Source organism: Streptomyces sp. NPDC038200 (genome assembly GCF_055600785.1).
This window is the reverse complement of the sequence record NZ_JBVJYH010000014.1, coordinates 214,619-241,010: the sequence shown is the minus strand read 5'-3', so window position 1 is coordinate 241,010 and position 26,392 is coordinate 214,619. Positions and strand designations below refer to the sequence as shown.

At 74.5% G+C, this 26,392-nt stretch carries 23 protein-coding genes; 15 read left to right on the top strand and 8 right to left on the bottom strand.

The window, feature by feature from the left end; genetic code table 11:
* Nucleotide 1: 1 nt before the first annotated feature.
* From ACZ7KF_RS26985 to ACZ7KF_RS26965, 5 genes are read left to right on the top strand one after another with little or no spacing between them, the layout of a single operon-like run.
* Nucleotides 2–5,002: a type I polyketide synthase gene (locus tag ACZ7KF_RS26985; RefSeq protein ID WP_471080095.1), complete on the top strand. Its 5,001-nt coding sequence runs from the start codon at nucleotides 2–4 to the stop codon at nucleotides 5,000–5,002.
* Nucleotides 4,999–5,319: an acyl carrier protein gene (locus ACZ7KF_RS26980; protein ID WP_471080092.1), complete on the top strand. Its 321-nt coding sequence runs from the start codon at nucleotides 4,999–5,001 to the stop codon at nucleotides 5,317–5,319. Before ACZ7KF_RS26985 ends, ACZ7KF_RS26980 begins: the two co-directional genes overlap by 4 nt.
* 9 nt (nucleotides 5,320–5,328) lie before the next feature.
* The gene (locus tag ACZ7KF_RS26975; protein WP_471080131.1) at nucleotides 5,329–6,123 is read left to right on the top strand and encodes an alpha/beta fold hydrolase; all 795 of its coding nucleotides are present in this window, start codon (nucleotides 5,329–5,331) and stop codon (nucleotides 6,121–6,123) included.
* Nucleotides 6,120–7,301, top strand: coding sequence for a glycosyltransferase (locus ACZ7KF_RS26970; RefSeq protein ID WP_471080089.1), 1,182 nt, complete (start codon nucleotides 6,120–6,122; stop codon nucleotides 7,299–7,301). The genes ACZ7KF_RS26975 and ACZ7KF_RS26970 overlap by 4 nt, the downstream gene beginning before the upstream one ends.
* Nucleotides 7,298–8,365, top strand: a complete 1,068-nt coding sequence (locus ACZ7KF_RS26965) for a class I SAM-dependent methyltransferase (protein ID WP_471080086.1) — start codon at nucleotides 7,298–7,300, stop codon at nucleotides 8,363–8,365. Before ACZ7KF_RS26970 ends, ACZ7KF_RS26965 begins: the two co-directional genes overlap by 4 nt.
* A 146-nt stretch (nucleotides 8,366–8,511) precedes the next feature.
* Here the strand turns inward: ACZ7KF_RS26965 and ACZ7KF_RS26960 are convergent, their stop codons facing one another.
* A complete protein-coding gene (locus ACZ7KF_RS26960; RefSeq protein ID WP_471080083.1) occupies nucleotides 8,512–9,573 on the bottom strand; it encodes a lysylphosphatidylglycerol synthase transmembrane domain-containing protein in 1,062 nt (353 codons plus the stop codon).
* 258 nt (nucleotides 9,574–9,831) lie between these two features.
* Here ACZ7KF_RS26960 and ACZ7KF_RS26955 point away from each other — a divergent pair, with 258 nt between their 5' ends.
* Nucleotides 9,832–10,476 carry a DedA family protein gene (locus ACZ7KF_RS26955; protein WP_471080080.1) on the top strand — a complete coding sequence of 215 codons (645 nt, stop codon included), beginning with the start codon at nucleotides 9,832–9,834 and terminating at the stop codon, nucleotides 10,474–10,476.
* A gap of 80 nt (nucleotides 10,477–10,556) precedes the next feature.
* Here the strand turns inward: ACZ7KF_RS26955 and ACZ7KF_RS26950 are convergent, their stop codons facing one another.
* Nucleotides 10,557–11,084 (bottom strand): gamma carbonic anhydrase family protein, encoded by a 528-nt coding sequence (locus ACZ7KF_RS26950; RefSeq protein WP_471080077.1) that lies wholly within the window; start codon nucleotides 11,082–11,084, stop codon nucleotides 10,557–10,559.
* Nucleotides 11,085–11,193: 109 nt separating this feature from the next.
* Between ACZ7KF_RS26950 and ACZ7KF_RS26945 the strand changes: the two genes are divergently transcribed.
* Nucleotides 11,194–11,958 (top strand): acyltransferase, encoded by a 765-nt coding sequence (locus ACZ7KF_RS26945; RefSeq protein ID WP_471080074.1) that lies wholly within the window; start codon nucleotides 11,194–11,196, stop codon nucleotides 11,956–11,958.
* Between the two features lie 11 nt (nucleotides 11,959–11,969).
* Here the strand turns inward: ACZ7KF_RS26945 and ACZ7KF_RS26940 are convergent, their stop codons facing one another.
* A complete protein-coding gene (locus ACZ7KF_RS26940) occupies nucleotides 11,970–12,827 on the bottom strand; it encodes an EamA family transporter (protein WP_471080071.1) in 858 nt (285 codons plus the stop codon).
* Nucleotides 12,828–12,936: 109 nt separating this feature from the next.
* Here ACZ7KF_RS26940 and ACZ7KF_RS26935 point away from each other — a divergent pair, with 109 nt between their 5' ends.
* Nucleotides 12,937–13,509 (top strand): helix-turn-helix domain-containing protein, encoded by a 573-nt coding sequence (locus ACZ7KF_RS26935; protein WP_471080068.1) that lies wholly within the window; start codon nucleotides 12,937–12,939, stop codon nucleotides 13,507–13,509.
* A 64-nt stretch (nucleotides 13,510–13,573) separates the two neighbouring features.
* Nucleotides 13,574–14,131: a YbaK/EbsC family protein gene (locus ACZ7KF_RS26930; protein WP_471080065.1), complete on the top strand. Its 558-nt coding sequence runs from the start codon at nucleotides 13,574–13,576 to the stop codon at nucleotides 14,129–14,131.
* A gap of 3 nt (nucleotides 14,132–14,134) precedes the next feature.
* Here the strand turns inward: ACZ7KF_RS26930 and ACZ7KF_RS26925 are convergent, their stop codons facing one another.
* Nucleotides 14,135–15,169 carry a cation diffusion facilitator family transporter gene (locus ACZ7KF_RS26925; protein WP_471080129.1) on the bottom strand — a complete coding sequence of 345 codons (1,035 nt, stop codon included), beginning with the start codon at nucleotides 15,167–15,169 and terminating at the stop codon, nucleotides 14,135–14,137.
* Nucleotides 15,170–15,413: 244 nt separating this feature from the next.
* Between ACZ7KF_RS26925 and ACZ7KF_RS26920 the strand changes: the two genes are divergently transcribed.
* Nucleotides 15,414–15,761, top strand: a complete 348-nt coding sequence (locus ACZ7KF_RS26920; protein ID WP_471080063.1) for an ArsR/SmtB family transcription factor — start codon at nucleotides 15,414–15,416, stop codon at nucleotides 15,759–15,761.
* A 60-nt stretch (nucleotides 15,762–15,821) separates the two neighbouring features.
* On the opposite strand, the gene ACZ7KF_RS26915 is transcribed toward ACZ7KF_RS26920, so the two are convergent.
* From ACZ7KF_RS26915 to ACZ7KF_RS26905, 3 genes are all read right to left on the bottom strand, one after another.
* On the bottom strand, nucleotides 15,822–17,042 hold the full coding sequence (locus tag ACZ7KF_RS26915) for a 4-hydroxybenzoate 3-monooxygenase (protein WP_471080060.1): 1,221 nt from the start codon (nucleotides 17,040–17,042) through the stop codon (nucleotides 15,822–15,824).
* Between the two features lie 66 nt (nucleotides 17,043–17,108).
* Nucleotides 17,109–18,743 (bottom strand): APC family permease, encoded by a 1,635-nt coding sequence (locus tag ACZ7KF_RS26910; protein ID WP_471080057.1) that lies wholly within the window; start codon nucleotides 18,741–18,743, stop codon nucleotides 17,109–17,111.
* A gap of 199 nt (nucleotides 18,744–18,942) precedes the next feature.
* Complete coding sequence (locus ACZ7KF_RS26905) at nucleotides 18,943–19,353, bottom strand: CoA-binding protein (RefSeq protein WP_471080054.1); 411 nt, start codon at nucleotides 19,351–19,353, stop codon at nucleotides 18,943–18,945.
* Between the two features lie 142 nt (nucleotides 19,354–19,495).
* Here ACZ7KF_RS26905 and ACZ7KF_RS26900 point away from each other — a divergent pair, with 142 nt between their 5' ends.
* The 5 genes from ACZ7KF_RS26900 (at nucleotide 19,496) to ACZ7KF_RS26880 (ending at nucleotide 25,777) form a co-directional block, all read left to right on the top strand.
* The gene (locus tag ACZ7KF_RS26900; protein ID WP_471080051.1) at nucleotides 19,496–20,320 is read left to right on the top strand and encodes a hypothetical protein; all 825 of its coding nucleotides are present in this window, start codon (nucleotides 19,496–19,498) and stop codon (nucleotides 20,318–20,320) included.
* Nucleotides 20,317–20,856: a SixA phosphatase family protein gene (locus ACZ7KF_RS26895; RefSeq protein ID WP_471080048.1), complete on the top strand. Its 540-nt coding sequence runs from the start codon at nucleotides 20,317–20,319 to the stop codon at nucleotides 20,854–20,856. Before ACZ7KF_RS26900 ends, ACZ7KF_RS26895 begins: the two co-directional genes overlap by 4 nt.
* A gap of 36 nt (nucleotides 20,857–20,892) precedes the next feature.
* Nucleotides 20,893–21,519 (top strand): YigZ family protein, encoded by a 627-nt coding sequence (locus ACZ7KF_RS26890; RefSeq protein WP_471080045.1) that lies wholly within the window; start codon nucleotides 20,893–20,895, stop codon nucleotides 21,517–21,519.
* A gap of 107 nt (nucleotides 21,520–21,626) precedes the next feature.
* Nucleotides 21,627–22,790, top strand: coding sequence for an exonuclease SbcCD subunit D (locus ACZ7KF_RS26885; RefSeq protein ID WP_471080042.1), 1,164 nt, complete (start codon nucleotides 21,627–21,629; stop codon nucleotides 22,788–22,790).
* Nucleotides 22,787–25,777, top strand: a complete 2,991-nt coding sequence (locus ACZ7KF_RS26880; protein WP_471080040.1) for an AAA family ATPase — start codon at nucleotides 22,787–22,789, stop codon at nucleotides 25,775–25,777. Before ACZ7KF_RS26885 ends, ACZ7KF_RS26880 begins: the two co-directional genes overlap by 4 nt.
* Before the next feature lie 77 nt (nucleotides 25,778–25,854).
* On the opposite strand, the gene ACZ7KF_RS26875 is transcribed toward ACZ7KF_RS26880, so the two are convergent.
* Nucleotides 25,855–26,334 carry an Lrp/AsnC family transcriptional regulator gene (locus ACZ7KF_RS26875; RefSeq protein WP_471080037.1) on the bottom strand — a complete coding sequence of 160 codons (480 nt, stop codon included), beginning with the start codon at nucleotides 26,332–26,334 and terminating at the stop codon, nucleotides 25,855–25,857.
* Between the last annotated feature and the right edge of the window lie 58 nt (nucleotides 26,335–26,392).

Sequence of the window (26,392 nt, the reverse complement as noted above, 5' to 3'; positions counted from 1 at the left end):
GATGCCGCAGCCTCAGACACCCGTCGCCATCGTCGGGATGGCGGTGCTGCTGCCCGGCGCCCCCGGACTGGACGCCTACTGGCGCAATCTGCGGGACGGCACCGACGCCATCACCTTCGTCCCCGCGCACCGCTGGGACGCCGACTACTACCACCCCGGCTCGGCCACCGGCCCCGCCGTCGCCGGCCAGGTGTACTGCCGGCGCGGCGGATTCGTCGACGGACTGGCCGAGGTCGAGGTCACCCGCCACGGCATCATGCCCGCCTCGGTGCCCGGTACCGAGCCGGACCAGCTGATCGCCCTCGATGTGGCCGCCGCCGCGCTCGACGACGCGGGCGGCACACAACGGCTGCCCGAACGGCACCGGGTCGGGGTCGTCCTGGGCCGCGGCGGCTATCTCACCCCCGGCCTGGCCCGGCTGGACCAACGGGTGCGCACCGCCCACCAACTCGTGCGCACACTGGGGGAGTTGCTGCCCGACCTGGCACCCGGGCAACTCGACCGCGTCCGTGCGGCGTTCACCGAACGGCTCGGCCCCGACAGCCCCGACGCCGCGATCGGCCTCGTGCCCAACCTCGCCGCCTCCCGCATCGCCAACCGTCTCGATCTGCGCGGCCCCGCCTACACCGTGGACGCGGCCTGCGCCTCCTCCCTGGTCGCCGTCGACCAGGCGGTCACCGCGCTCACCGCCGGCCGCTGCGACCTGATGCTGGCCGGGGGAGTGCACCACTGCCACGACATCACCCTGTGGAGCGTCTTCTCCCAGCTGCGCGCCCTGTCCCCGTCGGAGCGCATCCGTCCCTTCCACCGCGACGCCGACGGCATCCTCATCGGCGAGGGCACCGGCGTCGTCGTACTGAAACGGCTCGCGGACGCCGAACGCGACGGCGACCGGGTGTACGCGGTGATCCGCGGCACGGGCGTGGCCGGCGACGGCCGTACGGCCGGGCTCGTCTCGCCCGATCCGGGCGGGCAGACCCGGGCCGTGCGCCAGGCGTGGCAGGCCGCGGGACTCGACCCCGCCGCACCGGACTCGGTCGGCCTGCTGGAGGCGCACGGCACGGCCACCCCCGCCGGTGACAGGGCCGAACTCACCACACTGGCCGAGGTGTTCGGACCGCCGACGGACCGGGGCCGGGGCCGGGACGTGGGGCCGGTGCTCGGCTCGGTGAAGTCGATGATCGGCCACACCATGCCGGCGGCCGGTGTGGCGGGCCTGGTCAAGGCCGCGCTCGCCCTGCACCACCGCACCCTCCTGCCCACCCTCCACTGCGACGACCCGCACCCCGCCCTCGCCGCCACCCGCTTCCGGCCCCTGGACCGGTCCCGGCCCTGGGAGGCCGGCACCGCACAGCCGCTCCGCCGGGCCGCGGTGAACGCCTTCGGGTTCGGCGGCATCAACGCACACGTGGTGCTGGAGGAGCCACCACCCCGACGCCCCACCCGAACCGGCAACGCCGGTCACCCGGTGTCGGGGGCCGAGGGTGTCGATCATCCAATGCCGGGGGTCGGGGGTGTCGAGGCCTCGACCTCGGCCGGTTCCGCTCCCGCCTCAGCCCCAGCCTGTACCACCCCCGCCTGTCCCGCCCCCGCGCGCGTCGCCGGAGCCGAGCGCGTCCTGCTGCTCGCGGCCGACGACGTGCCCGGTCTCGTCGCTCTCCTCGGTGCCGACGATTCGGCCGTGCTCGCCGCCGGGCTCGACCCCGCCCGGCCGCACACCGATGCAGGTCCCGTCCGGCTCGGTGTCGTGGACCCGACCGCCAAGCGGCTCGCCCTCGCCCGACGCGCGGTGGCCAAGGGCGGCGCCTGGCACGGCCGCAGCGACGTGTGGTTCCGGCCGGCGCCCCTGCTCGGCCGCTCCGGCGGCAGGCTGGCGTTCGTCTTCCCCGGCCTGGAGGCCGACTTCGCGCCCCGCACCGACGACATCGCCGCCCACTTCGGTCTGCCCCCGGTCTCCGGCCCCGGCCCGGACGTCCGGGTCGGCGACATCGGACGGCACGGCTTCGGGGTCGTCGGCGTGGGCCGGCTGCTGGACCAGGCCCTGCGGCGCATGGGTGTCGTACCGGACGCGGTCGCCGGGCACAGCGTCGGCGAATGGACGGCCATGGCCGCGGCCGGGCTGTACTCGGCCGCGCAGGTGGACGCGTTCATGGCCGGTTTCGACCCGGACTCGGTCACCGTCCCCGGCCTCGTCTTCGCCGCCGTGGGCACCTCCGCCGCCCGCGTCCGTGCCGTGCTGGCCGGCTCCGGGGCGGGCTCCGGGATCGTGCTCTCCCACGACAACGCGCCCCGCCAGTCCATGGTCTGCGGCCCCGGTCCGGCGGTGGAGGAGTTCGTCCGGTCCCTCCGTGCCGAGGGTGTGCTCTGCCAGGTGCTGCCCTTCAGATCCGGCTTCCACACGCCGATGCTCGAACCGTTCCTCGCCCCCATCCAGGAGGCCGCCGACCGCTTCCGGCTCCATCCGCCGACCGTGCCGGTGTGGTCGGGCACGACCGCGGCACCCTTTCCCCGGGACGAGTCGGCCGTGCGCGAGCTGTTCGTGCGGCATCTCCTGGAGCCCGTCCGGTTCCGCGAACTGACCGAGGCCCTGTACGCCGCCGGCCACCGCGTCTTCGTCCAGACCGGCCCCGGCCGGCTGACCTCCCTCATCGGCGACACCCTCGGCGACCGCGATCACCTGGCCGTCGCGGCCAACTCGCCCCACCACAGCGGCCTCGGCCAGCTCCGGCGCACGGCCACCGCGTTGTGGACCGCGGGGGCGGCCGTGGCACCGGCGGGACCGGCTGGGGCACCGACGGGGGCGACCGTGGCGTCGGCGGGACCGGCCGTGGCACCGGCGGGACCGCCCCGGGCCCGGACGTCCTCACCCCCGGCCCCGGCGGCCCGTCCGGTTGGCGCCCGTCCGCCCGTCCGCCTCGACCTCGGCAGCGCCCTGGTGTCCTTGGACGGACCGACCCGCGACGCGCTGCGCGCGCAACTGGGGGCAGGAGAGCGGCACGTACGGCCCGCCGTGGCCCTCCCGGCGACGGAAGTCCCGACGGACGTCCCGGCCCTCTCGGCGACAGAAGTCCCGACGGACGTCCCGGCCCTCTCGACGACGGAAGTCCTGGCCCTCCCGGCCACAGAGGTGCCGGCTCTCCCCGTGACGGCAATCCCCTCATACCAAGCCGAGTCGGCCGCCCGCTCCGTCACCACACACGCGCTGGACGACCTCGCACAGCGCCACCCGGCCGCGGCCGAACTCACCGCCCTGCTGAGGGAGACCGCGGACACGGCGGCGGAGCTGATCGCCGCGAGCCGTCACCCCGGCGGCCCCACCACCACGCTTCCCACGGTCCCCACCGCACCCCCGTCCACCGTCCTCCCCGCAGCCGCACCCCCCGCTCCCGCCCCCACCACCCCCGCCGTCCCCGCCCCCACCACCACGACCCTCCACGTCTCCCCCCGGTCCATGCCCCACCTCCTGGACCACTGTTTCTTCCCGCAGCGCCCCGGGTGGCCGGACGTGGCCGACCGGTGGCCGGTCGTGCCGGCCACCACGATCGTCCGGCACATGATGGACGCGGCGGAGCACGCGGCCCCCGGTCTGCTCGCGGTCGCCGTGCACGGCGCCCGGTTCGACCGGTGGCTCACCGCGACGCCGCCCGTCGACGTCCCCGTCACCTTCGGCCCGGCGCCCGGCCACCCGGACCGGGTCACCGTCACCTTCGGCCCCACGGCCCGCGCCGTGGTCGAACTCGCCCCCCGGCACCCGGCCCCGCCCCCTCCCGGCTCCCTCCCGGACGCCCCCGAGCGCGTCCCCGAGCACACCGCGGCCCAGCTCTACCGCGACCGCTGGATGTTCCACGGCCCGCGGTTCCAGGGCCTGACCGAGCTGACCGCGATCGGTGAGCGGCACATCCGCGGAGTGATCACCGCACCCGCGGCCCCCGGTGCCCTGCTCGACAACGTGGGCCAGCTGCTCGGCTACTGGATCATGGCGACCCGTACCGAGCGGACCGTCGTCTTCCCGGTGCAGTTACGGGAGGCCCGGTTCCACGGAACGCACCCCGCCCCCGGCACCGCGGTCCACTGCCTGCTGCGGATCACCTCGCTCACGGACACCGTGCTGGAGGCGGACGCGGAGCTGACCGCCGGCGGCCGGGTCTGGGCCCGGCTGACCGGCTGGCAGGACCGCCGCTTCGACAACGATCCCACCACCCGGCCCGTCGAACGCTTCCCCGAGCGCCACACCCTCTCCGCGGCCCTGCCCGGCGGCTGGGCCCTGGTGCACGAGCGGTGGCCGGACCTGGCCTCACGCGAGCTGATCATGCGCAACTCGCTGGGCGGCGCCGAGCGCGCCGAGTACGCCGGCCGCCCGCCGCGCGGCCGGCGGCAGTGGCTGCTCGGCCGGATCGCCGTCAAGGACGCCGTACGGCAGTGGCTCTGGCAGCACGGTGAGGGGCCCGTCTTCCCGGCCGAGATCCGGGTCCGCAACGACGGACTCGGCCGCCCGTACGTCACCGGGGTCCACGGCCGCTCCCTGCCCGAGCTGGACGTCTCGCTCGCCCACCGGGCCGAGGCGGGGGTGGCGATCGTACGGCCGCACACCCCGCGGCCCGGTCCCGGTATCGACATCGAGGAGGTCACCGAGCGCGACCCGGCGACCCTCACCACCGCTCTCGGCCCGGCGGAACTGCGGCTCCTGCGGGGCCGGTGCGCGGACGGCGGGGACCCGGAGGCACTGTGGTTCACCCGCTTCTGGGCCGCCAAGGAAGCGGTCGCCAAGGCCGAGGGCGTCGGCTTCGGCGGCAGGCCACGGGACTTCGCCGTACTGCAGGCCGCCCCGGACGGCAGCCGCCTGCTCGTCACCGGCCGCCTGGAACGCGCCTACACCGTGCGCTGCGCACCGGTGACCAACCCGCCCGCCCTGCCGGACCGCCGCTATGTGGTGGCCTGGACGACCGGGCCCGGAGCCGACGACGGACCACACGACCCAGCAGCCGAGGAGTACGCCCGATGAACCCCACCCAGCCGGCCCCGGCGCAGCCCACCGCCGACACCGTGCTCGCCGACCTCTCCGGCATGCTCCGCACGGTCCTGGCGGAGTACGGCGACGACGACGTGGTGATCGGCATGTCCACCACCTTCAACCGCGACCTGGAACTGGAGAGCATCGACCTCGTCACCCTCGCCGGCCTGCTGGAGGAGCGGTACGGGCAGCGGGTCAACCTCGCCGAGTTCCTGGCCGGCATGGAGTTCGACGAGATCATCGAGCTGACCGTCGGCCGGCTCGTGGAGCACGTGGTGTGGAGCCTGAAGACCACCCAGGCGGGCTGAGCCGTGGCGATGCTCGACGCCGGCGGCATCCGGCTGCACGTCCAGCGGACCGGCCCCACGGACGGCCGCGGCCCGCACGCCACCATCGTCCTGGTGCACGGGCTGCTCACCGACAGCCTGGCCAGCTACTACTTCACCGTCGCGCCCGCGTTCGCGGCGGCCGGACTCGACGTCGTCATGTACGACCTGCGCGGCCACGGCCGCAGCGAGCGCCCGCCGCACGGCTACACCCTGGACCACAACATCGACGACCTGGCGGCGCTCCTCGACCGGCTGGCCGTCACCGGTCCCGTGCACCTCGTCGGCAACTCCTACGGCGGCACCATCGCCTTCGGGTACGCGGCCCGCCACCCCGGCCGCGTGGCCAGCCTGACCCTGATCGAATCCGAGCCGGCCACCGCCGCCTGGGCCGCGAAACTCGGCCGCATCCTGCGCCGGGTGGTGACCGAACTCGCACACAACGAGCCGGACGCCGTCGCCTGGATCACCGCCCACCGCGGCCACAACACCGCCCGCCTCGCCAAGGGCGCGGCCCGGCTCGCCCGCGAGACCACCCTGGGCCGGGACATCCCCGCCAGCAGGGTGCTGACCGAGGCGCAGATCAGAGCCGTACGCTGCCCGGTCCTCGGCGTGTTCGGCGGCGACTCGGACCTCGCGGACCAGGTGCCCGTGCAGCGGGAGCTGCTGACGGACTTCCGCGCGGTCGTCCTGCCGGGGCACGAGCACTCGGTCCTGGTCGAGGCGCCCGGCACGGTCGGCGGCCACATCCTGGACCTCGTCCGGACGGGGGCGGGCGTCCGGTGAGCCGCTTCCTCTTCGTCGTCCCGCCGCTCACCGGGCACATCAATCCGGCCGTGGGCGTCGCCGACCGGCTCACCGCCCGCGGGCACCGCGTGGCCTGGGCCTGCGCCGACCCGGCGCTGGTGCGGCGGCTCGCGGGCACGGACGCCGTGGTGTTCGCGTGCGCGGGGCCGGTACCGGGCGCCCCGGGAGTCGTACGGCCGCCGGACCTGCGGGGCGCGGAGGCACTGCGGTTCCTGTGGGAGTGGTACCTGCTGCCGCTCGCCGACGCGATGGCACCCGGGGTCCGCGCGGCCGTCGCGGCGGTCCGCCCCGATGTGGTCGTCGCCGACCAGCAGGCGTTCGCCGGTGCCCTGGTGGCCGAGCGCCTCGGGCTGCCCTGGGCCACCTCCGCGACCACCTCCGCCGAGTTCAGCGGCGCCTACGACGGCCTGCCCAAGGTCGCCGACTGGCTCCGGCAGCGCCTGGCCGAGCTGCGCGCCCGGATCGGGGACCCGGCCGGTACCGCCGACCCGCGCTCCTCACCGCACCTGCTGCTGGTGTTCAGCACGCCCGAACTCATCGGCCCGCAAGCGCCGTCGGCACCGCACATCCACTACGTCGGCCCCTCGCTCGCCGGCCGCCCGGCCGGGCCGGGCTTCCCCTGGGAGCGGCTGGACCACGGCCGGACCAAGGTCCTGGTCACCCTCGGCACGGCCAACGCGGACGCCGGCGGCCGGTTCCTCGCCCAGGCCCTGGCCGCGCTGCGGGACCGCGCCGACCGGATCCAGGCGGTGATGGCCGACCCGGGCGGCACCCTGCCCGTGACGGCGGACGACAAGGACCTGCTGATCCTGCCGTCCGTGCCCCAGCTCCCGCTCCTGCGACGGATGGACGCCGTCGTCTGCCACGCCGGCCACAACACCGTGTGCGAGGCGCTCTGGCACGGCGTCCCGCTCGTCGTCGCGCCCATCAGGGACGACCAGCCGGTGGTGGCGGGCCAGGTCGTGGACTCGGGCGCGGGACTCCGGGTCAGGTTCGGCCGGGCCACCGCCGCCCGGCTGGGCGAGGCCCTCGACACCGTCCTGCACGACCCCGCCCACCGGGCCGCCGCCGCCCGGATCCGTGCCGCGTTCCGTGCGGCGGGCGGCGCCCGGACCGCGGCGGCCCACCTCGAACGAATGGCAGCGGAGAGCCGATGAGCGACGCCCGAGACACGACCGCCCGCATCGCCGCCCTGCGTCCCGCCTACCAGGCCGACCTGGACGCCGGCACCGACCGCTTCCTCGCCCCCCGGCGCACCACCTGCCCCTGGTGCTCGTCCGGCCGGCTCACCCCCCGTCTGCACACCACCGACCTGCTCCAGCACAAGCCCGGCCGCTTCACCCTGGACGCCTGCGCGGACTGCGGCCACATCTTCCAGAACCCGCAACTGACCCCCGAAGGACTGGAGTTCTACTACCGGGACTTCTACGACGGCCTGGGCGAGCAGCGGATGAGCGGCACCTTCGGCGGGCGCGGCGCGATGTACCGGGGCCGGGCCGAGGCGATGCTGCCCCATGACCCCGCGCCCAAGACGTGGCTGGACGTCGGCACCGGTCACGGTCACTTCTGTGCCGCCGCCCGCACCGTCCTGCCCGGCACCGCCTTCGACGGGCTCGACTTCACCGACGGAGTCGAACTCGCCGCGCGCGAGGGCCGCGTGGACCACGCCTACCGCGGCGCCTTCCCGGAGCTGGCCCCCGACCTCTCCGCCCGCTACGACGTGGTGAGCATGTTCCACTACCTGGAGCACAGCACCGACCCGGACCGCGAACTGCGCGCCGCCCACGAGGCCGTCCGCCGCGGCGGCCATCTCCTCATCGAGGTGCCGGACCCGGAGAGCCGCTACGCCCGGCTCCTCGGCCGCTGGTGGCTGCCCTGGCTCCAGCCGCAGCACCTGCACTTCATGCCGGTCGCCAATCTGCGCGGCAAACTCACCGACCTGGGGTTCACGGTGGTCGCGGAACAGCACGCCGAACCCCACGACCCGGTCGACCTGCTCGCCGCCGTCTGGCTCGCGCTCGACCACACGGCCCCGCGCGAGGACGCGCCCTGGCTCCGGGAGACGCCGGGGCGCCTCCGGCGCGCCCTGCGCACCACGCTCCTGCTCGCCGGCGTCCCCGCGCTCCTCACCGCCACGGCCCTGGACCGCTTCGCGCTGCGCTCCTTCTCCCACCGCCTGGGACTGTCCAACGCGTACCGCTTGGTGGCCCGCCGCGACTGACTCGCCCCGGCACCGGAGCCGGGGGACGAGCGGGAGAGCCAGGCCCACCGGGCCACCGGAACGCATCCCGGCGAGGTCCGCATGGACACAGCCAGGGGCACCTCGGCCCCACCCGAGTCGGGCGGCCGGGTGAGCGGACACCCCGGCTACAACACCTTCGCGCGGATCAGCGCCGACAGCACCAGCGCCCCCGGCAGCAGCGGCACCCAGTCGGTCAGCACCCGGTACCCGATGACGGTCGCCGTCGCCACCGCGGGCGCGGCGCCGAAGCAGATCAGCGTCCAGACCAGCGCCGCGTCGACCGCGATCCCGCCCGGCGCGGGCACCGCTCCGACGGCCGTGCCCGCGGCCAGCTGGGCGAGCACGACCTGGTCCCACGGGAGCCCGAGCCCCAGCGATGCCCCGACACAGGCCAGCGTGCCGGCCTGCACCAGCGGGACCGCGACCGCTCCACCCCACAGGGCGCACACCCGAGCGGGCGTCGTGTGCACCACGCGCGCGTCGGCCAGCGCGGTGCGCAGCAACCCGGTCACCGGCCGCCGCAACGGCCGTACGACCGTCAGCAGCACCCCCGCCACGGCGACGGCCCCTCCCGCCACGACGGCGAGCGGCACCAGCAGCCGTTCGTCCGGTACGAGGTCCCCCAGGCGCCGCCAGGCCGGCGAGGCCGCCAGGAAGCCCAGCAGCACCAGCGTCTTCGCGGCGAACCTGGCCAGCGAGTACAGCCCGATCGACGCGGTCGCCCGCTCCAGCGGCACACCCCGGCCGCGCAGGAAACGCAGGGTGACGGCGTGCGCACCGAGCCCGCCGGGCAGCACGTGGTTGGCGGCACCGGCGGCGAACTGCGAGGCCAGCAGCAGCCCCGGCGGCAGCCGGTCGGGCAGCGCGCCCTGCCGGACGCAGGAGGCCGCCACCCAGCTCAGACAGGTGAGACCGGCACCGGCGAGCAGCCACCCCGGGTCGGCCGCGACCAGCCGCCGGGCCCCCTCGCAGAGGACGGGCCGGTTGGCCGCGGCCCAGCCGGCGGCGAGCAGCAGCGGAGCCAGGCACAGGGCCAGCCGTACCGGCCGGGCCGGCAGACGCGACACCGGTCGGTCCCGGGCCGGGACCCCGGGACCGGGGGCAAGGGTTTCCGGACCGGGGACAGGGGGCTCGGGACAGGGGCGGGCGACAGGGGGCAGCGGGCGGAACGGGGACGGTGAGGACACGGGGACGTGGTCCTTCCGCGGCGGTCCCCGCGCGGGGACCTGGGGGAAGCGGGCCGGGCGATACCGCGTGGGAGCCTTCCCCTCCCGCGTGACACGGGGATGTCCGGAAACACAAGGCGTGGGGGCGGGACGGTGCCGCCCGGCGGACACGGGCGAATCGCCGTTCACGGCCGACCAGGTAGCCTTCCCTTGGGGCGCGCTTTACATGCGAGACCCGCAAGCCCGCGAGCAGGCTCGGCGACAGGGGAGGAACCCGCGGTGCACGTCCAGGAATGGCTCGACTCGGTGCCATCGGCCGCCGTCTACGCCGTGGTCGCGCTGGTGATCGGTCTGGAGAGCCTGGGCATCCCCCTGCCGGGGGAGATCGTCCTGGTCTCCGCGGCGCTGATGTCCTCCCAGCACTCGGGTGTCAATCCGATCGTCCTGGGCGCCTGCGCGACCGCCGGCGCCGTGATCGGCGACTCCATCGGGTACGCCATCGGCCGCAAGGGCGGACGCCCCCTGCTGGCCTGGCTCGGCAAGAAGTTCCCACGCCACTTCAGCGAGGGCCATGTGGCCACCGCCGAGCGGTCCTTCGAGAAGTGGGGCATGTGGGCGGTCTTCTTCGGCCGTTTCGTCGCCCTCCTGCGCATCTTCGCCGGCCCGCTCGCCGGCGTCCTGCACATGCCGTACTGGAAGTTCCTGATCGCCAACGTTCTCGGCGGCATCTGCTGGGCCGGCGGCACCACGGCCGTCATCTACTACATCGGCGTCGTCGCCGAGGACTGGCTGAAGCGCTTCTCGTACCTGGGCCTGGTCGCGGCCGTCCTGATCGGCCTGACCTCCCTGCTGATCCTCAAGCGCAAGGCCAGGAAGGCCCAGACCGAGCGGCGAGAAGCAGAACCGGTGGCCGCCGGGGAGTGAAGCGCCCCGGAAGGGTGCGGGCGACCACGCGCCCGCACCCACCGGCGAGCCCTCCCGCGCCCGCACCCGCCGGTCGCGACCTACTGGTGCACCTCGCGATGCGCCTTCGCCAGGTCGGCGTACAGCGTGCCGTTGAGGGTGACTCCCTCCCGCTCCTCCGCGGTCAGCTCCCGCTTCACCTTCGCCGGCACCCCCGCCACCAGCGAGCCCGGCGGTACGACCATCCCCTGCGGCACCAGGGCCTGAGCCGCGACCAGCGATCCCGCCCCGATCACCGCACCGTTGAGCACGGTCGCCCCCATGCCGATCAGGCAGTCGTCCTCCACGGTGGCCCCGTGCACCACCGCGTTGTGCCCGATGGACACCCGTTCCCCGACGGTCACCGGGTAGCCGGGGTCGGCGTGCAGGGTGACGTTGTCCTGCACGTTGGCCTGCGCGCCCACGGTGATCCGTTCGACGTCACCGCGCACCACGGCCCCGTACCAGACACTGGCCCCCGTGTGCAGCGTGACGTCCCCGATCACGGACGCCGTGGGGGCCACGAACGCGTCCGGAGCGACCCGCGGCTCCTTGCCCCCGATGCCCACGATCAGCGCCTGCTGTGTCATCACCGTCTCCTCGCATCCGTACGTTTCCCGCACGGTACGACACCGGGTGGGGCAAAGATCACAGCAGCCCACTCTCTCGCCGGTGACAACCGGTGAGTAACGTGAGCCCGTGCCGAAGCGCAAGAACACGTTCTCATCCTGGCGGCGGGGCCTCGCCCAGCGAGCCGTGCACGCGGCCTGGTCCTGGGCGCGGCGCGCCGGGTCGGTCACGGCCGAGCACCCCGCGGGGTTCCGTTTCGGCGCGATCGGCGAAGCCACCCGGCTGGCCTTCCCGCTCGGCACGGTCTTCGGCGAACCCTGGATCCGGCTCGGCTCCCACTGCATCATCGCCGAGCAGGTCACCCTCACCGCCGGCCTGATGCCGGACCTGGACCTCGGTCCGGACCCGATCCTGCGCGTCGGCGACGGAGTGGTCCTCGGCCGCGGCAGCCATGTCATCGCGGACACGACGGTCACCATCGGCAGCGACTGCTACTTCGGCCCGTACGTCTACGTCACCTCCACCAACCACTCCTACGACGACCCGCACCAGCCCATCGGCAGGCAGTGGCCGCGGATGGAGCCGGTCGAGATCGGTCCGGGCTGCTGGATCGGCACCGGCGCGGTGATCCTGCCGGGCGCGCGGATCGGCCGGAACGTGGTCGTGGCGGCCGGTGCGGTGGTGCGGGGCACGGTGCCCGACCACGCGGTGGTGGCGGGGGCGCCCGCCAGGGTCGTACGGCGCTGGACGCCCGAGGACGGCTGGCAGCCACCGCTGCGGACCCCCGCCCCGGTGCCGATCCCGGACGGCACGACACCGGATCAGCTGCGCGCCCTGGCGGACCTGGACGAGGAGGGCGCGGCCCGGCTCGCCGCGCTGGAGTCCGACGGCTGAGCCGAGCCGGTTCAGCCGGTGGCCAGCAGCAGCGTGCCCAGCAGGGCCAGGCCCGCACCCGCCGCCTGGACCGCGCGCAGCCGCTCGCTGAGGAAGCCGCGCGCGGCCAGCGAGGTCACCACCGGATACAGCGAGGCGAGCACGGCGGCGACGGTGACCGGGCCGCTCCGGGCGGCGATCGCGTAGGTGCCGTTGGCCGCGACGTCGGCCAGCCCGACGAAGGCCAGCGCGGGCAGCGAGGCCCACGGGAAGCCGCCCTCCGGAACGGCCGTCCCGCCGCGCCGGACCGAGACGGCGAGCGCGGCCCCGCCCACCGCGATGTTCGTCAGCCGCTGCACGAACAGTGCGAGGAACAGTCCGGTGACGTTGGTCGAGGCCTCGGCGATCAGCGCGAACACCGTGCCGAAGCCGAGCGCGGCGGCCAGCGTGAGCAGGATCGTGCGCCGCTGCGCGGCGGCGCCCCGCAACTGCGGTCCGCCGGCGAGCACGACCCCGGTGACGGCGACCGCGATGCCCGCGACCTGGAGCAGCCCCGGCCGTTCGCCGAGCACGAGACCGACGCCGACCGGCACGGCGACGCTGAGGGTGGCGAGAGGGGAGACGACGCCCATGGGGCCGAGCGCGAGGGCCTTGTAGAAGGAGAGCAGGGCGATCGGTCCGACCAGGCCGGCCGCGAACGCGAACCAGAGCCGGGGCCCGGCCTCGCTCCAGCCGCCCGTGGCGAGCACGATCGCGCCCAGGACGGCCGCCGCGATCGACTGGGAGACGACCACCACCGTCAGCGCCGGGGTACGTCGTGTCAGCAGGCCGCCGCCGAAGTCGGCCAGCCCCCACAGGAGGCTGGTGGTCAGGGCGAAGAATGCTGTCACGGCCGGCCTCGCAGTACAGTTCGGTGAACGATCGGGTGCACCTCACCGTAGTTCAGTGCATTGAACTGAGCTAATCAAAATATTGAACTTCCCGGATATTGGACACAACGTGTCGGACCTCGAACTCCTGACCCAGTCCCTGGCGCGCAACGTCAAGCACTGGCGCTCGGTGCGCGGCTTCACGCTGGACGTGCTCGCCGCCCGGGCCGGTGTCAGCCGCGGCATGCTCATCCAGATCGAGCAGGCCCGGACCAACCCCAGCATCGGCACGGTCGTCAAGATCGGCGACGCCCTCGGCGTCAGCATCCCCACGCTCCTGGACTACGAGCAGGGCCCGAAGGTCCGCGTCGTCCCCGCCGACCAGGCCGTGCGGCTGTGGCACACCGAGGCCGGCAGCTTCAGCCGGCTGCTCGCGGGCACGGAGGCGCCCGGGCCGCTGGAGATGTGGGACTGGCGGCTGATGCCGGGCGAGAGCAGCCCCTCCGAGCCGCACCCCGCCGGCACCGTCGAGCTGGTCCATGTCACCGCGGGCGAGCTGACGCTCACCGTGGAGGGCACGGAGTACCTCGTCCCGGCGGGCGCGAGCGCCTCCTTCGAGGCCAACGTCCCGCACTGGTACGGCAATCAGGGCGACGTGCCGATGGAGATGGTGATGGCCGTGTCCGTACCGCCCGTGTCCTGACGGCGACCGCCCGCGCTCTGAGACGCCGGTACGGCGGCCGGCCGGATCTTGCTAGCGTGCGGCCATGCGCGCACCCATCGGAGACTTCGACACCGCCACCCCCGCCCCGGACTGCCTGGACGAGCTGACCGCCCCCGTCGCCGACGCCGTGCGCGACTGGCAGGGTACGGTCCCCGCCGACCGGATCCTGTACGTCGACACCGATCCGCGCTGGGCCGACACGGCCGTCTTCGTGGAGCACTACGGCCGCGAGCTGCTGGAGCAGTCCGCGAACTGCGTGGTGGTCGCCGGCAAGCGCGCCGGTGCGACCTCGCTCGCCGCCTGCGTGGTGCTGTCCACCACCCGGGTCGACGTCAACGGTGCCGTCCGTCGCCAACTCGGCGCCCGCAAGGCATCGTTCGCCTCCATGGAGACGGCTACCGGCGAGACCGGCATGGAGTACGGCGGCATCACCCCGGTCGGACTGCCCACCGGCTGGCCGCTGCTGATCGACTCGGCCGTCGCCGACCTGCCCTACGTCCTGGTCGGCAGCGGCCGTCGGCGCGGCAAGCTCCTGGTGCCCGGCAAGGCGCTGGCCGAACTGCCCGGCGCGGTCGTGCTGGAGGGGCTGGGCGTCGCCTGACCCTCAGGGTGCCGCGTGGTGGGCCAGTGCCAGATGCGGGTCCGCCTCGCCCGGGACCGGTGCCGGGTCGGCGTGCACCAGGGCGGCCGTCAGCCGCGGTACCGCGTGCAGCAGGGCGTGCTCGGCCTCGACGGCGATCGCGTGCGCCTGCCGTACCGTCGCCTCGCCGTCCACCACCACGGCGAGTTCGGCCCGCAGCCGGTGCCCGATCCAGCGCAGCCGCAGTTCGCCCACCTCCCGCACGCCCGCCACCTCGCGCACCGCGCGTTCGGCCCGGTCCACCAGCGCCGGGTCGACGGCGTCCAGCACCCGCCGGAACACCTCACGCGCCGCGTCCCGCAGCACCAGCACGATCGCGGCCGTGATCACCAGTCCCACCACCGGGTCGGCCGACCGCAGGCCCAGTGCCGAGCCGCCGGCGCCCAGCAGCACGGCCAGCGAGGCGAAGCCGTCGGTACGGGCGTGCAGTCCGTCGGCGACGAGCGCGGCCGAGCCGATCTCCCGGCCCACCCGGATCCGGTACCGGGCCACCCACTCGTTGCCGGCGAAGCCGAGCAGCGCGGCCAGGGCGACGGCCGGCACCTGCGCGACCGGGCGCGGGTCGAGCAGCCGCCCGACGGCCACCCACGCGGCGAAGGCCGCGGACGCGGCGATGGTCAGCACGATGGCGAGCCCCGCGAGATCCTCGGCGCGGCCGTAGCCGTAGGTGAACCGGCGGGTCGCCGCCCGCCGGCCCAGCGCGAAGGCGATGCCGAGAGGGACGGCGGTCAGCGCGTCCGCCGCGTTGTGCACGGTGTCCCCGAGCAGCGCCACCGACCCGGACACGGCCACCACGCCCGCCTGCGCCAGCGCGGTCGTCCCGAGCACGGCCAGCGACACCCACAGCGCGCGCATCCCGCGGGCCGAGCACTCCAGCGCCGGGTCGACCTTGTCGGCGGTCTCGTGGGAGTGCGGGGTGAGGAGGTGGGCGAGGCGGTGGGCGAGACGGGGCAGGGCACCGGGGGAGCGGGTGCGGTGGCCGTGCCCGGGCCCCTGCACGTGGTCGTCGTGCCCGTGCTCGCGGTCGTCGTGCCCGCGCCCGTGCTCGTGCTCGCGGTCGTCGTGCCCGTGCCCGTGAACGCGGCCGTGGTCGTCGTGGTCGGGTGCGTGTTCCCGCCGGTGTTCCGTGCCGCCGTGCGGAAGCCCGTGCGCGGGTCGTTCGTCGGGGTGCCGGTCGCTCACGTCGATCCCCTTCCGGTGTGCGGGAGTGGACGCAGGGCGCCCACGGAGCAATTATGTGCGTATGAGCGCACGCATGCACCTGTCACCTGCGCATCATGCGCACCCGCGCAGCCCGGGCGATGCGCGGTTCGCGCTCGCCGCCGAACTCCTCTCCCTGCTGGGCGACCGCACCCGCCTCGCCCTGCTGCACGCGCTGACGGCGGGCGAGGCCGACGTCACCACGCTCACCGAGGCGTGCGGTGCCGCACGCCCGGCCGTCAGCCAGCACCTCGCCCGGCTGCGGCTCGCCGGTCTCGTGGAGACCCGCAAGGAGGGGCGCCGGGTGATCTACTCCTTGCGCCACGGGCATGTGCGCCGGCTGGTCGAGGAGGCCCTGCGGACCGCGGACCACCGCCTCGCCGAGCGGTGAGCCGGGTGGTGCGGCGCCGCACCGGGGGGTCTGGCCGCCGCACCTTCCACGGGGTCCCGCTCAGTAGGTGCCGGCCGTGCCCAGGTACTGCTCGGCGAAGGCCGCCGCCGCGACCGGTGAGGAGAACAGCCGGCGCAGCCGGGCCAGCGTGGTGCCGGCGCGGTAGGGATCGCCGCAGGAGGCGCCGTGGTAGATCTCCGAGAGCCACTGCGAGAACTCCTGGTAGTCCCACACCCGGCGCAGACACGCCGCCGAGTAGCCGTCCAGGCCCGTGCGGTCGCCTCCGGTGAGGTGGGCGACGAGGCCGTCGCCGAGCAGGAACGCGTCGTTCAGGGCGAGGTTCATGCCCTTCGCGGCGATCGGCGCGACGAGGTGCGCGGCGTCGCCGGCCAGGAAGAGCCGGCCGAACACCATCGGCTCGACGACGTAGTTGTGCATGTCCAGCACCCGCTTCTCCAGCAGCCGCCCCTCCGTCAGCGGCGGTCGGCCCGCCGCGCGCAGGCGCCGCTGAAGCTCGCTCCAGACCCTGTCGTGCGACCAGTTGTCCGGGTCGTCGCCGGGCGGGCACTGGAGGTAGTAGCGGGTCATCTCCGGACTGCGCGGCATGTGCCCCGCGAACCCGCCCGTGTGCATGCCGAACAGCACGCAGTCCGCGGACGGCGGTGCCTCGGCCAGCAGCGCCAGCCAGCCGATGCCGTAGTCGTGCCGGGAGACCCGCGCCCGCGGCGGCAGCGCGGCCCGGCTCGGCCCGCGGGCCCCGTCGCAGCCGGCCACGAAGTCACAGTGCACCAGCCGCCGTTCGCCGGTGTCCGGGTCGGTGTAGGAGACGGCGGGCCGGTCCGACTCCAGGTCGTGCAGGCGGACGTCCCGCACGCCGAACCGGATCTCCCCGCCGCGCACGTCGGCGTACTCGCGCACGAGATCGGTGACGAGCAGGGGCTGCGGATAGATCCAGTGGTGACGTCCCGTCAGTTCGGCGTACGGGAAACGGTGGCTGTGCCCGTCGAAGCGGAACTCGCACGCGGCGTGCCGCTCCGCACGCTCCCGCAGGTTGCCGGCCAGGCCCCGTCGTTCCAGACCGCGCACGGCCCCTTCCTCGATCACCCCGGCGCGGGGCCGCTGCTCGATGAAGTCCCGGCTCTCGGTCTCCAGGACCAGGCAGTCGACACCGGCGGCCCGCAGGATGTTGCCGACGGTCAGGCCGGCCGGCCCGGCACCCACGACGACCACTGGAAAACGGGAGGCGGAAGGGGAGTCGGAGTGGGGGGAAGGAGAGATCACGCGAGCATTATGACGGTGTCCCGTCAGCAGGGCCGACGGGACACCGTGGTTGACGAGCGGAGCGGATCAGTGCGCGGGCATGTCCGTGACCACGACTTCCTCGATGCTGCGCTCGATCGCCTCGGTCTTCGAGGCGGTGGCCCTGGCCCAGTAGTAGATGGCCAGGGAGAAGGCCGCGACGACCAGGATGTCCCAGTACATCGGGATCGTGCCCCGGCCGCCGAAGCCGCCCAGCCAGGAGATCGCGCCCAGGCCGAGCAGGTAACCGGGCAGCCACTGCGCCGCCTTGAAGTCCATCCGGGGGGCGTCCGGCTTCCGCGTCGCGGTGGCGTACCAGGCGTAGGAGCCCAGCAGCACATAGCCGAGCAGGATCGCGAAGCCCAGCCGCCACAGGGTGTCCCAGCCGGCCCAGTAGATGATGAGGTTCGCGACCACGAACGACGCCGGCGAGATGAACTTGCCGAAGGGCAGCCGGTAGGGGCGCTCGTGGTGCGGCAGCCGGTCGGCGAAGACGCCGTAGGCCAGCGGCGCGCCGGCGTACATCAGCACGCTCGCCGAGGTGATGAAGCCGACCAGTTCCTGCCAGCTCGGGAACGGCAGGAAGCAGACCACGCCGGTGACGAACGACATGAGCAGGCCGAACCACGGCACGCCGCGCTTGTCGGTCTTGGCGAACGCCTTGGGCGCGTAGCCGTTCTTGGCCAGGCCGAAGGAGACGCGCGAGGTGGCGGTGGTGTAGATCAGCCCGGTGCCGCCGGGGGAGATGATCGCGTCGATGTAGAGCACCCAGCCCAGCCAGCCCAGGCCCACGAGGGTCGCCAGGCCCGCCCAGGGGCCGCTGATGCCGGCGAAGTCGAGCTTGGCCCAGCCGTGCGCGAACGAGGCGTGCGGCAGCGCGGCGATGAACACGATCTGGAGCAGGATGTAGATCACGGCACCGATCGCCACCGAGCCGAGGGTCGCCCGCGGCAGGTCGCGCTTGGGGTTGCGGCTCTCGCCGGCCAGCTGGATCGCCTGCTCGAAGCCGAGCAGCGCGAAGATGATGCCGCTGGAGCTGACGGCGCCGAGGACGCCCTTCATGCCGAACGGCGCGAAGCCCTCCGAGGTGAAGTTGCTCCCGTGGAAGTTGCCCGCCGCGATGACGAAGATCGCCCCGAGCGGGACGGCGATCTTCCACCAGGTGGCCGCGCTGTTGGTGTGCGCCAGCGCGCGGACGCCGAAGAAGTTGACGCCGACGAAGATCGCCATCAGGGCGACGGCGGTGAGGAATCCGCTGGTCGTCAGTGTTCCGTCGGTGTGCTGCAGGCTCTGGGCCCACTTCCAGTGACCGGCGTAGCCGATCATCGCCTCGACCTCGATCGGGGCCACGGTGGCGGCCTGCAGCCAGGCGAACCAGCCGAACGACATGCCTGCCAGGCCGCCGAAGGCGTAGTGCGGGTAGCGGGCCGTGCCGCCCGCCACCGGGAACATGCCGCCCAGCTCGGCATGGACCAGGGCGAGCAGCACGATGGCCACCGTGCCGATCACCCACGAGATGATCGCCGCGGGGCCGGCCACCACGACCGCCTTCTCGGCGCCGTACAGCCAGCCGGAGCCGATGATGGAGCCGACGGAGGCCCACATCAGACCGATCAGTCCGACATCTCGGCGCAGACCGCCGGACTCCGTCGTGGCCTGTGGCAAGGCGTCGACTTTCGCCATGTCAAGTGGCCTCTCAGTTCGTGAACGCAGAATTAACGAGCAAGGAGGCCACAGGCTAGGAATGTCTTCCGCGTCGGCAAAAGACTGTTTTCCAAATCTTGACCTGGGATCTTGCCTGTCTTGAAGACGGGCTTCACACAGGTCAGAGGTGGCGAGCGAATGTCAATATTCAGCGGAGAATTGTGATGAAGGAGAAGAGTCACACGCTCAGGCGGGGAATTTCGATCGCCGGGCACCGGTCCATGACCATTTCCAGGCCCGCCGCCCGGGTCCGCTCGTACGCGGCCTCGTCCACGACGCCGAGCTGGAACCACACCGCTCGTGCGCCCCTCGCCACGGCCTCCTCCGCCACCGGACCGGCCAGCTCGCTGTTCACGAACACGTCGACCACGTCCACCGCGAAGGGGACGTCCGCGAGGGAGGCGTAACCCCGCTCCCCGTGCACCGTCTCCGCCTTCGGGTGCACGGGCACGATCCGCTTGCCGAACCGCTGGAGGACCTGTGCCACCCCGTACGCGGCCCGGCTCCGGTTCGAGGACAGGCCGACCACCGCCCAGGTGTCGCCCAGCTCGTTCAGGATCCTGCGGACCGTCGCTTCGTCGCCGTACATCGGCTGCCTCCTCGGACTGCGGGGAACTGTGTGCCGTGGCAACATCACCGCGGTGGGTCCGGATTCCCGCCGTACCCCGCCACGCTGTCCGGAATCGGTGCAAGCTGCTGCATACGGCCGCGCGCCCGCCTACGCTCAGCCCGTGCTCCGCATCCTCGACGCCCGAACCGGTGAGCCCGTCTCCGCCGCGCCCGCCCGCCGCGGCCTGACCCGCATCGAGGCCCACGCCTCCGGCCTGGACCCCACCGCCCTGCGGGTGCTGCTCACCGCCGACCTGCTGGTCCGGGCCCTGGAACTGGGCGGCACCCCCGTCTGGACGATCCTCACCGCGCCCCGGGACCAGCCCGAACTGCGCACGGCCGCCACCCACCTCGCCATCCGCCCCTTCGAGGACGGCCGCGACCTCGCGTCGGGACTCGGCGAGGCCCAGGCCGTCCATGTGGCGCACCGGGGCCCGGGGGAGCCCCCGGGGCAGGGGCCGCTGGTCGCGGTGGCTGCCGCGGCATGGGCGGAAGGGACCGGCGAGGCGGCCGGGCGCACGGGGGCCCGGGAGGAGCGGGCCCGCGGCGGTGCGCCGGACGCCGCTGCGGACGCCGTTCCCCCCGCCGCGCTCGCGGCACTCCTCGCCGACCCCGCGGCCCTCCGCCTGGCCCTGCTCGCCGTCCCGCGGAGCGAACCCGTACGGCTGGACCCCGCCGCGCTCGACGCCGCCGCGCGGAGCCTCGCCCGCTGGCGGCGGGCCGTCGCCGGCTGGGCGCGGCGGCCCTCACGGCCGGTCCCCGGCGAGGTGCGCGAGCGGCTGCGCGCCGCCTGGGAGGACGACCTGGACCTGCCCGCGGTGCTCGGCGTCCTGCGCGACGTGGAGAAGGCACCCGGCATCCCGGACGGCGCCCGCTTCGAGACCTTCGCCTACGCCGACCGCCTGCTCGCCCTCGACCTCGCGCGCGATCTCGGGAGCCTGACGTGAACCAGCCGGCGGGCACGGGCCCGCTGCGCCGGCTGGTGGTGCTGCGGCACGCCAAGTCCGCCTGGCCCGAGGGCGTCGAGGACCACCGCAGACCGCTCGCGCAGCGCGGGCTGCGCGACGCCCCCGCCGCCGGGCGCGCCCTCGCCGCCGGCTCCCTGCCCGACCTCGCCCTGTGCTCCACGGCCGTGCGCGCCCGCCGCACCTGGGAGCTGGTCTCCGCCGAGTGGGCCACCCCACCGCCGGTGCGCTACGACCGGCGGCTGTACGCGGCCGACGTGCCGGACCTGCTGGAGGTCGTGCACGAGGTGCCGGCGGACGTGCGGACGCTGCTGCTCGTCGGGCACAACCCGGGCCTCGCGGAGCTGGTGCAGGCCCTGGCCGCGGACGGCCTCGACGACTCGCTGCAGCGGGTGCGGGAGAAGTTCCCCACCTCCGCGATCGCCGTGCTCACCTGGCACGGCACCGGCTGGCCGGCCCTCGCCCCGGGTGCGGCGCTGCTCACCTCCTTCACCGTCCCGCGCGGGAGGAAGACCTAGCCGAGGAGCGTCCCGGCGTTCACATAGGCTGGCGGGATGCAGGACGAGTACCGCACAGTCGCCCGCGCGGGCGTGCACGAGACCGAGATCAACCGCTCCCGCTTCCTGTGCGCCCTCGCCCCGGCCGCCACCGAGCAGGAGGCCCAGGACTTCGTCGCCGCCGTGCGCAAGAAGCACGCCGACGCCACCCACAACTGCTGGGCCTACGTCATCGGCGCCGACGCCTCCGTGCAGAAGGCCAGCGACGACGGCGAACCGGGCGGCACCGCCGGCGTGCCCATGCTGCAGATGCTGCTGCGCCGCGACATGCGGTACGTCGTCACCGTCGTCACCCGCTACTACGGCGGCGTCAAGCTCGGCGCCGGCGGACTGATCCGCGCCTACGGCGGTTCGGTCGGCGAGGCCCTGGACGCGCTCGGCACGATCACCCGGCGCCGCTTCCGGCTGGCCACGGTGACCGTCGACCACCAGCGCGCGGGCAAGGTCCAGAACGACCTGCGCGCCACCGGCCGCGAGGTGCGGGACGTCCGCTACGGCGAGGCCGTCACCCTCGAGATCGGCCTTCCGGACGCCGACGTGGACGCCTTCCGGGGCTGGCTCGCCGATGTGACGGCGGGCACAGCCGGCTTCGAACTGGGCGGCGAAGCCTACGGGGACGCCTGATAATTGCCGCTAACCGGACATAAACTCCCTGTCGGGTGCGGGTCATGACGAGCCGAAACGGGAGTTACCGGCCGTGATGTCGGACCCGGCCGATAGTCTCGGGGCTCATGAGACTGCTGCACACGTCCGACTGGCATCTCGGCCGGGCCTTCCACCGGGTGAACCTGCTCGGGGCCCAGGCCGAGTTCATCGGTCACCTCGTCACCACCGTACGTGAGCGCGCGGTGGACGCGGTGGTCGTGTCGGGCGATGTGTACGACCGCGCGGTGCCCCCGCTCGCCGCGGTCGAGCTGTTCGACACCGCCCTGCATCGCCTCGCGGACCTCGGCGTGCCCACGGTCATGATCTCCGGCAACCACGACTCGGCCCGCCGGCTCGGCGTCGGCGCCGGACTCATCGACCGCGCGGGCATCCACCTGCGCACCGAACCGTCCGCGGCCGGCACGCCGGTGCTCCTCCGGGACGCCCACGGCGACGTCGCCTTCTACGGCCTGCCGTACCTCGAACCCGCCCTGGTGAAGGACGAGTTCGCCGTCGACAAGGCCGGGCACGAGGCCGTCCTCGGCGCCGCCATGGACCGCGTCCGCGCCGACCTCGCCACCCGCGCGCCGGGCACCCGCTCCGTCGTCCTCGCCCATGCCTTCGTCACCGGCGGCCAGGCCAGCGACAGCGAGCGGGACATCACCGTCGGCGGGGTGGCCGCCGTCCCCGCCGGTGTCTTCGACGGCGTCGACTACGTGGCGCTCGGCCATCTCCACGGCTGCCAGACCCTCACCGAGCGCGTGCGCTACTCCGGCTCGCCGCTCGCCTACTCCTTCTCCGAGGCCGACCACCGCAAGAGCATGTGGCTGATCGACCTGGACGCGGACGGCGCGGTCACCGCCGACCGCGTCGACTGCCCCGTGCCCCGCCCGCTCGCCCGGATCCGCGGCACCCTGGACGACCTCCTCGCCGACCCGGGGCTGGCCCGCCACGAGGACGCCTGGGTCGAGGCCACCCTCACCGACCCCGTCCGCCCGGCCGACCCCATGGCCCGGCTCACCGAGCGCTTCCCGCACACCCTCAGCCTCGTCTTCGCCCCCGACCGCGCCCCGGACGACCCACGGGTGTCCTACGCCCGCCGCCTCGCGGACCGCACCGACCAGCAGATCGCCGAGGACTTCGTCGCCCATGTGCGCGGCGCCGGACCCGACGCGCACGAGACGGCCGTGCTCCGCGAGGCGTTCGACGCCGTGCGCGCCGACGCCGCCGTACGGGAGGTGGCCCGGTGAGGCTGCACCGGCTCGACATCACCGCCTTCGGCCCCTTCGGCGGCTCCCAGACCGTCGACTTCGACGCGCTCTCCGCCGCCGGCCTGTTCCTGCTGCACGGCCCCACCGGCGCGGGCAAGACCTCCGTCCTGGACGCCGTCTGCTACGCCCTGTACGGCACCGTCCCCGGTGCCCGGCAGAGCAGCCAGGGCATGAACCTGCGCAGCGACCACGCCCAGCGGGGCACCCGCACCGAGATCCGCCTCGAACTGACCGTCGCCGGACGCCGGCTGGAGATCACCCGGCAGCCTCCCTGGGAGCGGCCCAAGCTGCGCGGCAAGGGCATGACGGTCGACAAGGCCCAGACCTGGCTGCGCGAGTACGACGCCCGGACCGCCGCCTGGAAGGACCTCAGCCGCTCCCACCAGGAGATCGGCACCGAGGTCGAACAACTGCTCGGCATGAGCCGCGAGCAGTTCTGCCAGGTCGTCCTGTTGCCCCAGGGCGACTTCGCCCGGTTCCTGCGCGCCGACGCCGAGGCCCGGGGCCGGCTCCTCGGCCGCCTCTTCGACACCCAGCGCTTCGCCGACGTCGAGAAGCGCCTCGCCGAACGCCGCCGCGCCACCGAGGCACGCGTGCGTGAGGGCGACACCGCCCTGCTCGCGGACGCCCACCGCATGCAGCAGGAGGCCGGCGACGCCATGGAGCTGCCCGAGCTGGCCCCCGGCGACCCCGGCCTGGCCGAGGCCGTCCTCGGCGCCGCCGCCGTCGCCCGCAGCACCGCCAGAGAACGCCTCGCCGTCGCCCACTGCCGTCTCTCCGCCGCCGAGTCCGCCCACGCCACGGCCCGGCGCACCCTGGACGACGTCCGTGAACTGGCCCGCGCACAGAGCCGGTTCGCCGAGGCCCGGCAGCGCGCCGAGCGCCTCCAGGAGCGGGCCGGTGCCCATCACGAGGCACGGGAACGCATGGAGCGGGCCCGCAGGGCGGAGGCCGTCGCCCCCGCGCTGGAGCTGCGCGAGGCCGCCGAGGCGGAACACCGCCGGGCCGCCGCGGCCGAGGCACGCGCCCGCGCACTGCTCCCCGACGCCCACGCCGACGCCGGCGCGAGCGGACTCACCGCGGCCGCCCGCCGGGCCGCCGAGGAGCTGGGCGGCCTGGACGCGGCCCGGCGCGCCGAACGCCGGCTCGCCGAACTCGCCGCGGAACGGACCGGACTCGACCGGCAGGAGCGCGCCGACGAGGACGTCCTGCGCGAGGCCGACACCTGGCTCGCCGACTGGGACGGCACCCGCGCGGCCCTCCAGACCCGCATCGACTCGGCCCAGGAGGCCGCCACCCGCGCCGAACAGCTCGCCGTCCAGCGCGCCCCCATGCAGCGGCGGCTCGACGCCGCCCGCACCCGAGACCGGCTCACCGCCGACCTCGCACAGGCCGAGGAGCGCGCGCGTGCCGCCCGGCAGCGCGCCCTCGACGCCCGCGCCCACTGGCTGGAGCTCAAGGAACAGCGGCTCAACGGCATTGCCGCCGAACTCGCCGCCCACCTCACCGACGGCGAACCCTGCGCGGTCTGCGGAGCCACCGCACATCCCGCGCCCGCCCGCAAGGACGCCGGACATGTCGACCGCCGGACCGAGGACAGCGCCCTCGCCGCGAGCCGACGGGCCGAGGAGCAGCACGCCGAGGACGAACGGCGCCTCGGCGTGGTCCGCGAGGCACTGGCCGCCGCCACCGCCGAGGCCGGCGACACCCCCACCGACCGGCTCGCCGCCGAGGCCGGCGAACTGGAGCAGGAGTACGCCCGCGCCCGCCGCGCGGCCTCCGCCCTGCACCCCGCCCAGGAAGAGCTGCGGCGCGTCGAGCAGGAGCGTGAGCAGCGGCTCGCCGACCGCCAGCAGGCCGCCGTACGGGCCGCCTCCCGGCTCACCCGGCGCGACACCCTGGAGCGCGAACAGACCCAGCTCGAAGCCGAGTTGGCACAGGCGCGGGGCAGCGCCGACAGCGTTGCCGCGCGCGCCGCACAGCTGGAACGGCAGGCGGCACGGCTCACCGACGCCGCCGACGCCGTGCGGGCCGCCGAGGACGCCGCCCAGCGGCTGAAGGACGCCGACGCCCGGCTGGCCGACGCCGCCTACCGGGCCCGGTTCGACACCCCGCAGGCCGCGGCGGAGGCCCTGCTGGACCCTGCCGCCCACCGCGAACTGCAGCACCGCCTGGACGCCTGGCAGCAGGAGGAGGCCGCCGTGCGCGCGGTCCTCGCCGAGACCGGCACCGCCGAGGCCGCCCAACGGCCGCCCGCCGACCCGGCCGCGGCCGAACGGACGGCGGCCGACGCGGAACGGCGGCTGCGCGAGGCCGGCTCCGCACGCGACGCCGCCGCCCGCTGCTGCGCCGAGCTGGACCGCCTCTCCGCGCGGGCCGTCCAAGCCGTACGCGGGCTCGCCCCGCTGCGCGAGGAGTACGACCGGGTGGCCCGGCTGGCCGCCCTCACCGCGGGCACCTCCGCCGACAACGAACGCAGGATGCGCCTGGAGTCGTACGTCCTGGCGGCCCGGCTCGAACAGGTCGCCGCCGCCGCGACCGTCCGCCTCCAGCGCATGTCGTCCGGCCGCTACACCCTCGTTCACTCCGACGACCGCACCGGGCGCGGACGCAGCGGACTCGGGCTCCATGTCGTCGACGCCTGGACCGGCCGGGAACGGGACACCGCCACCCTCTCCGGCGGCGAGACCTTCTTCGCCTCCCTCGCACTCGCCCTCGGCCTCGCCGACGTCGTCACCGACGAAGCGGGCGGCGTCCGCCTGGACACCCTCTTCATCGACGAGGGCTTCGGCAGCCTGGACGACCAGACCCTGGACGAGGTCCTGGACGTCCTCGACGCCCTGCGCGAACGCGACCGCAGCGTCGGCATCGTCAGCCACGTCGCCGACCTGCGCCGCCGCGTCCATGCCCAGCTGGAGGTCGTCAAGGGCCGGTCGGGGTCGGCGCTGCGGCAGCGGGGGGCCTAGGGTCTTTCGTTCGGATCAGGCCGGATCAGGGCGCGGTGCCAGGGCCCGCGAGCCCGGCATGATCCAAACGAGAGGCCCTAGCGGCCCCGGCGCTCGGCACCGAGGGCATCCCCGGGAGCGACGGGCCGGCGGGGCAGCGGGGACGAGTACACGACACTGGTGGTCACCGAGCCCAGCGCGCCGATCCTGCCCGCGACCGTCTCCAGATGGGACATCGACCGCGCGGCGACCTTGATGACGAAGCAGTCGTCACCCGTGACGTGGTGCGCCTCCAGGATCTCGGGCGTCGCGGCGACCAGGTCGTGGAACGGCTTGTAGTTGCCGTTCGGATAGCGCAGCCGCACGAACGCCAGGATCGGCAGGCCCAGGCTCTCGGGGTCGACCACCGCCCCGTACCCCTGGATCACGCCCGTCTCCTCCAGCCGCCGGACCCGCTCGGTGACGGCGCTCGGCGACATGGACACGGCCCGCGCCAGCTCGGCGTAGCTGACCCGCCCGTCGTGCTGGAGGACTTCGAGGATGCGCCAGTCGGTGGCGTCCGGGGAATACACGGTCATCCCGGATGGATAGCAGGGGAATCCCCGGCCGGGCAAGGGCAAGCCCGTGGATCGTTCC

Bases quoted from the DNA above. Each gene is read 5' to 3' on its own strand.
- ACZ7KF_RS26985 (WP_471080095.1), top strand. From the start codon at position 2: ATGCCGCAGCCTCAGACACCCGTCGCCATCGTCGGGATGGCGGTGCTG.
- ACZ7KF_RS26980 (WP_471080092.1), top strand. From the start codon at position 4,999: ATGAACCCCACCCAGCCGGCCCCGGCGCAGCCCACCGCCGACACCGTG.
- ACZ7KF_RS26975 (WP_471080131.1), top strand. From the start codon at position 5,329: ATGCTCGACGCCGGCGGCATCCGGCTGCACGTCCAGCGGACCGGCCCC.
- ACZ7KF_RS26965 (WP_471080086.1), top strand. From the start codon at position 7,298: ATGAGCGACGCCCGAGACACGACCGCCCGCATCGCCGCCCTGCGTCCC.
- ACZ7KF_RS26950 (WP_471080077.1), bottom strand. From the start codon at position 11,084: ATGACACAGCAGGCGCTGATCGTGGGCATCGGGGGCAAGGAGCCGCGG.
- ACZ7KF_RS26930 (WP_471080065.1), top strand. From the start codon at position 13,574: ATGCGCGCACCCATCGGAGACTTCGACACCGCCACCCCCGCCCCGGAC.
- ACZ7KF_RS26920 (WP_471080063.1), top strand. From the start codon at position 15,414: ATGAGCGCACGCATGCACCTGTCACCTGCGCATCATGCGCACCCGCGC.
- ACZ7KF_RS26910 (WP_471080057.1), bottom strand. From the start codon at position 18,743: ATGGCGAAAGTCGACGCCTTGCCACAGGCCACGACGGAGTCCGGCGGT.
- ACZ7KF_RS26905 (WP_471080054.1), bottom strand. From the start codon at position 19,353: ATGTACGGCGACGAAGCGACGGTCCGCAGGATCCTGAACGAGCTGGGC.
- ACZ7KF_RS26890 (WP_471080045.1), top strand. From the start codon at position 20,893: ATGCAGGACGAGTACCGCACAGTCGCCCGCGCGGGCGTGCACGAGACC.
- ACZ7KF_RS26885 (WP_471080042.1), top strand. From the start codon at position 21,627: ATGAGACTGCTGCACACGTCCGACTGGCATCTCGGCCGGGCCTTCCAC.
- ACZ7KF_RS26875 (WP_471080037.1), bottom strand. From the start codon at position 26,334: ATGACCGTGTATTCCCCGGACGCCACCGACTGGCGCATCCTCGAAGTC.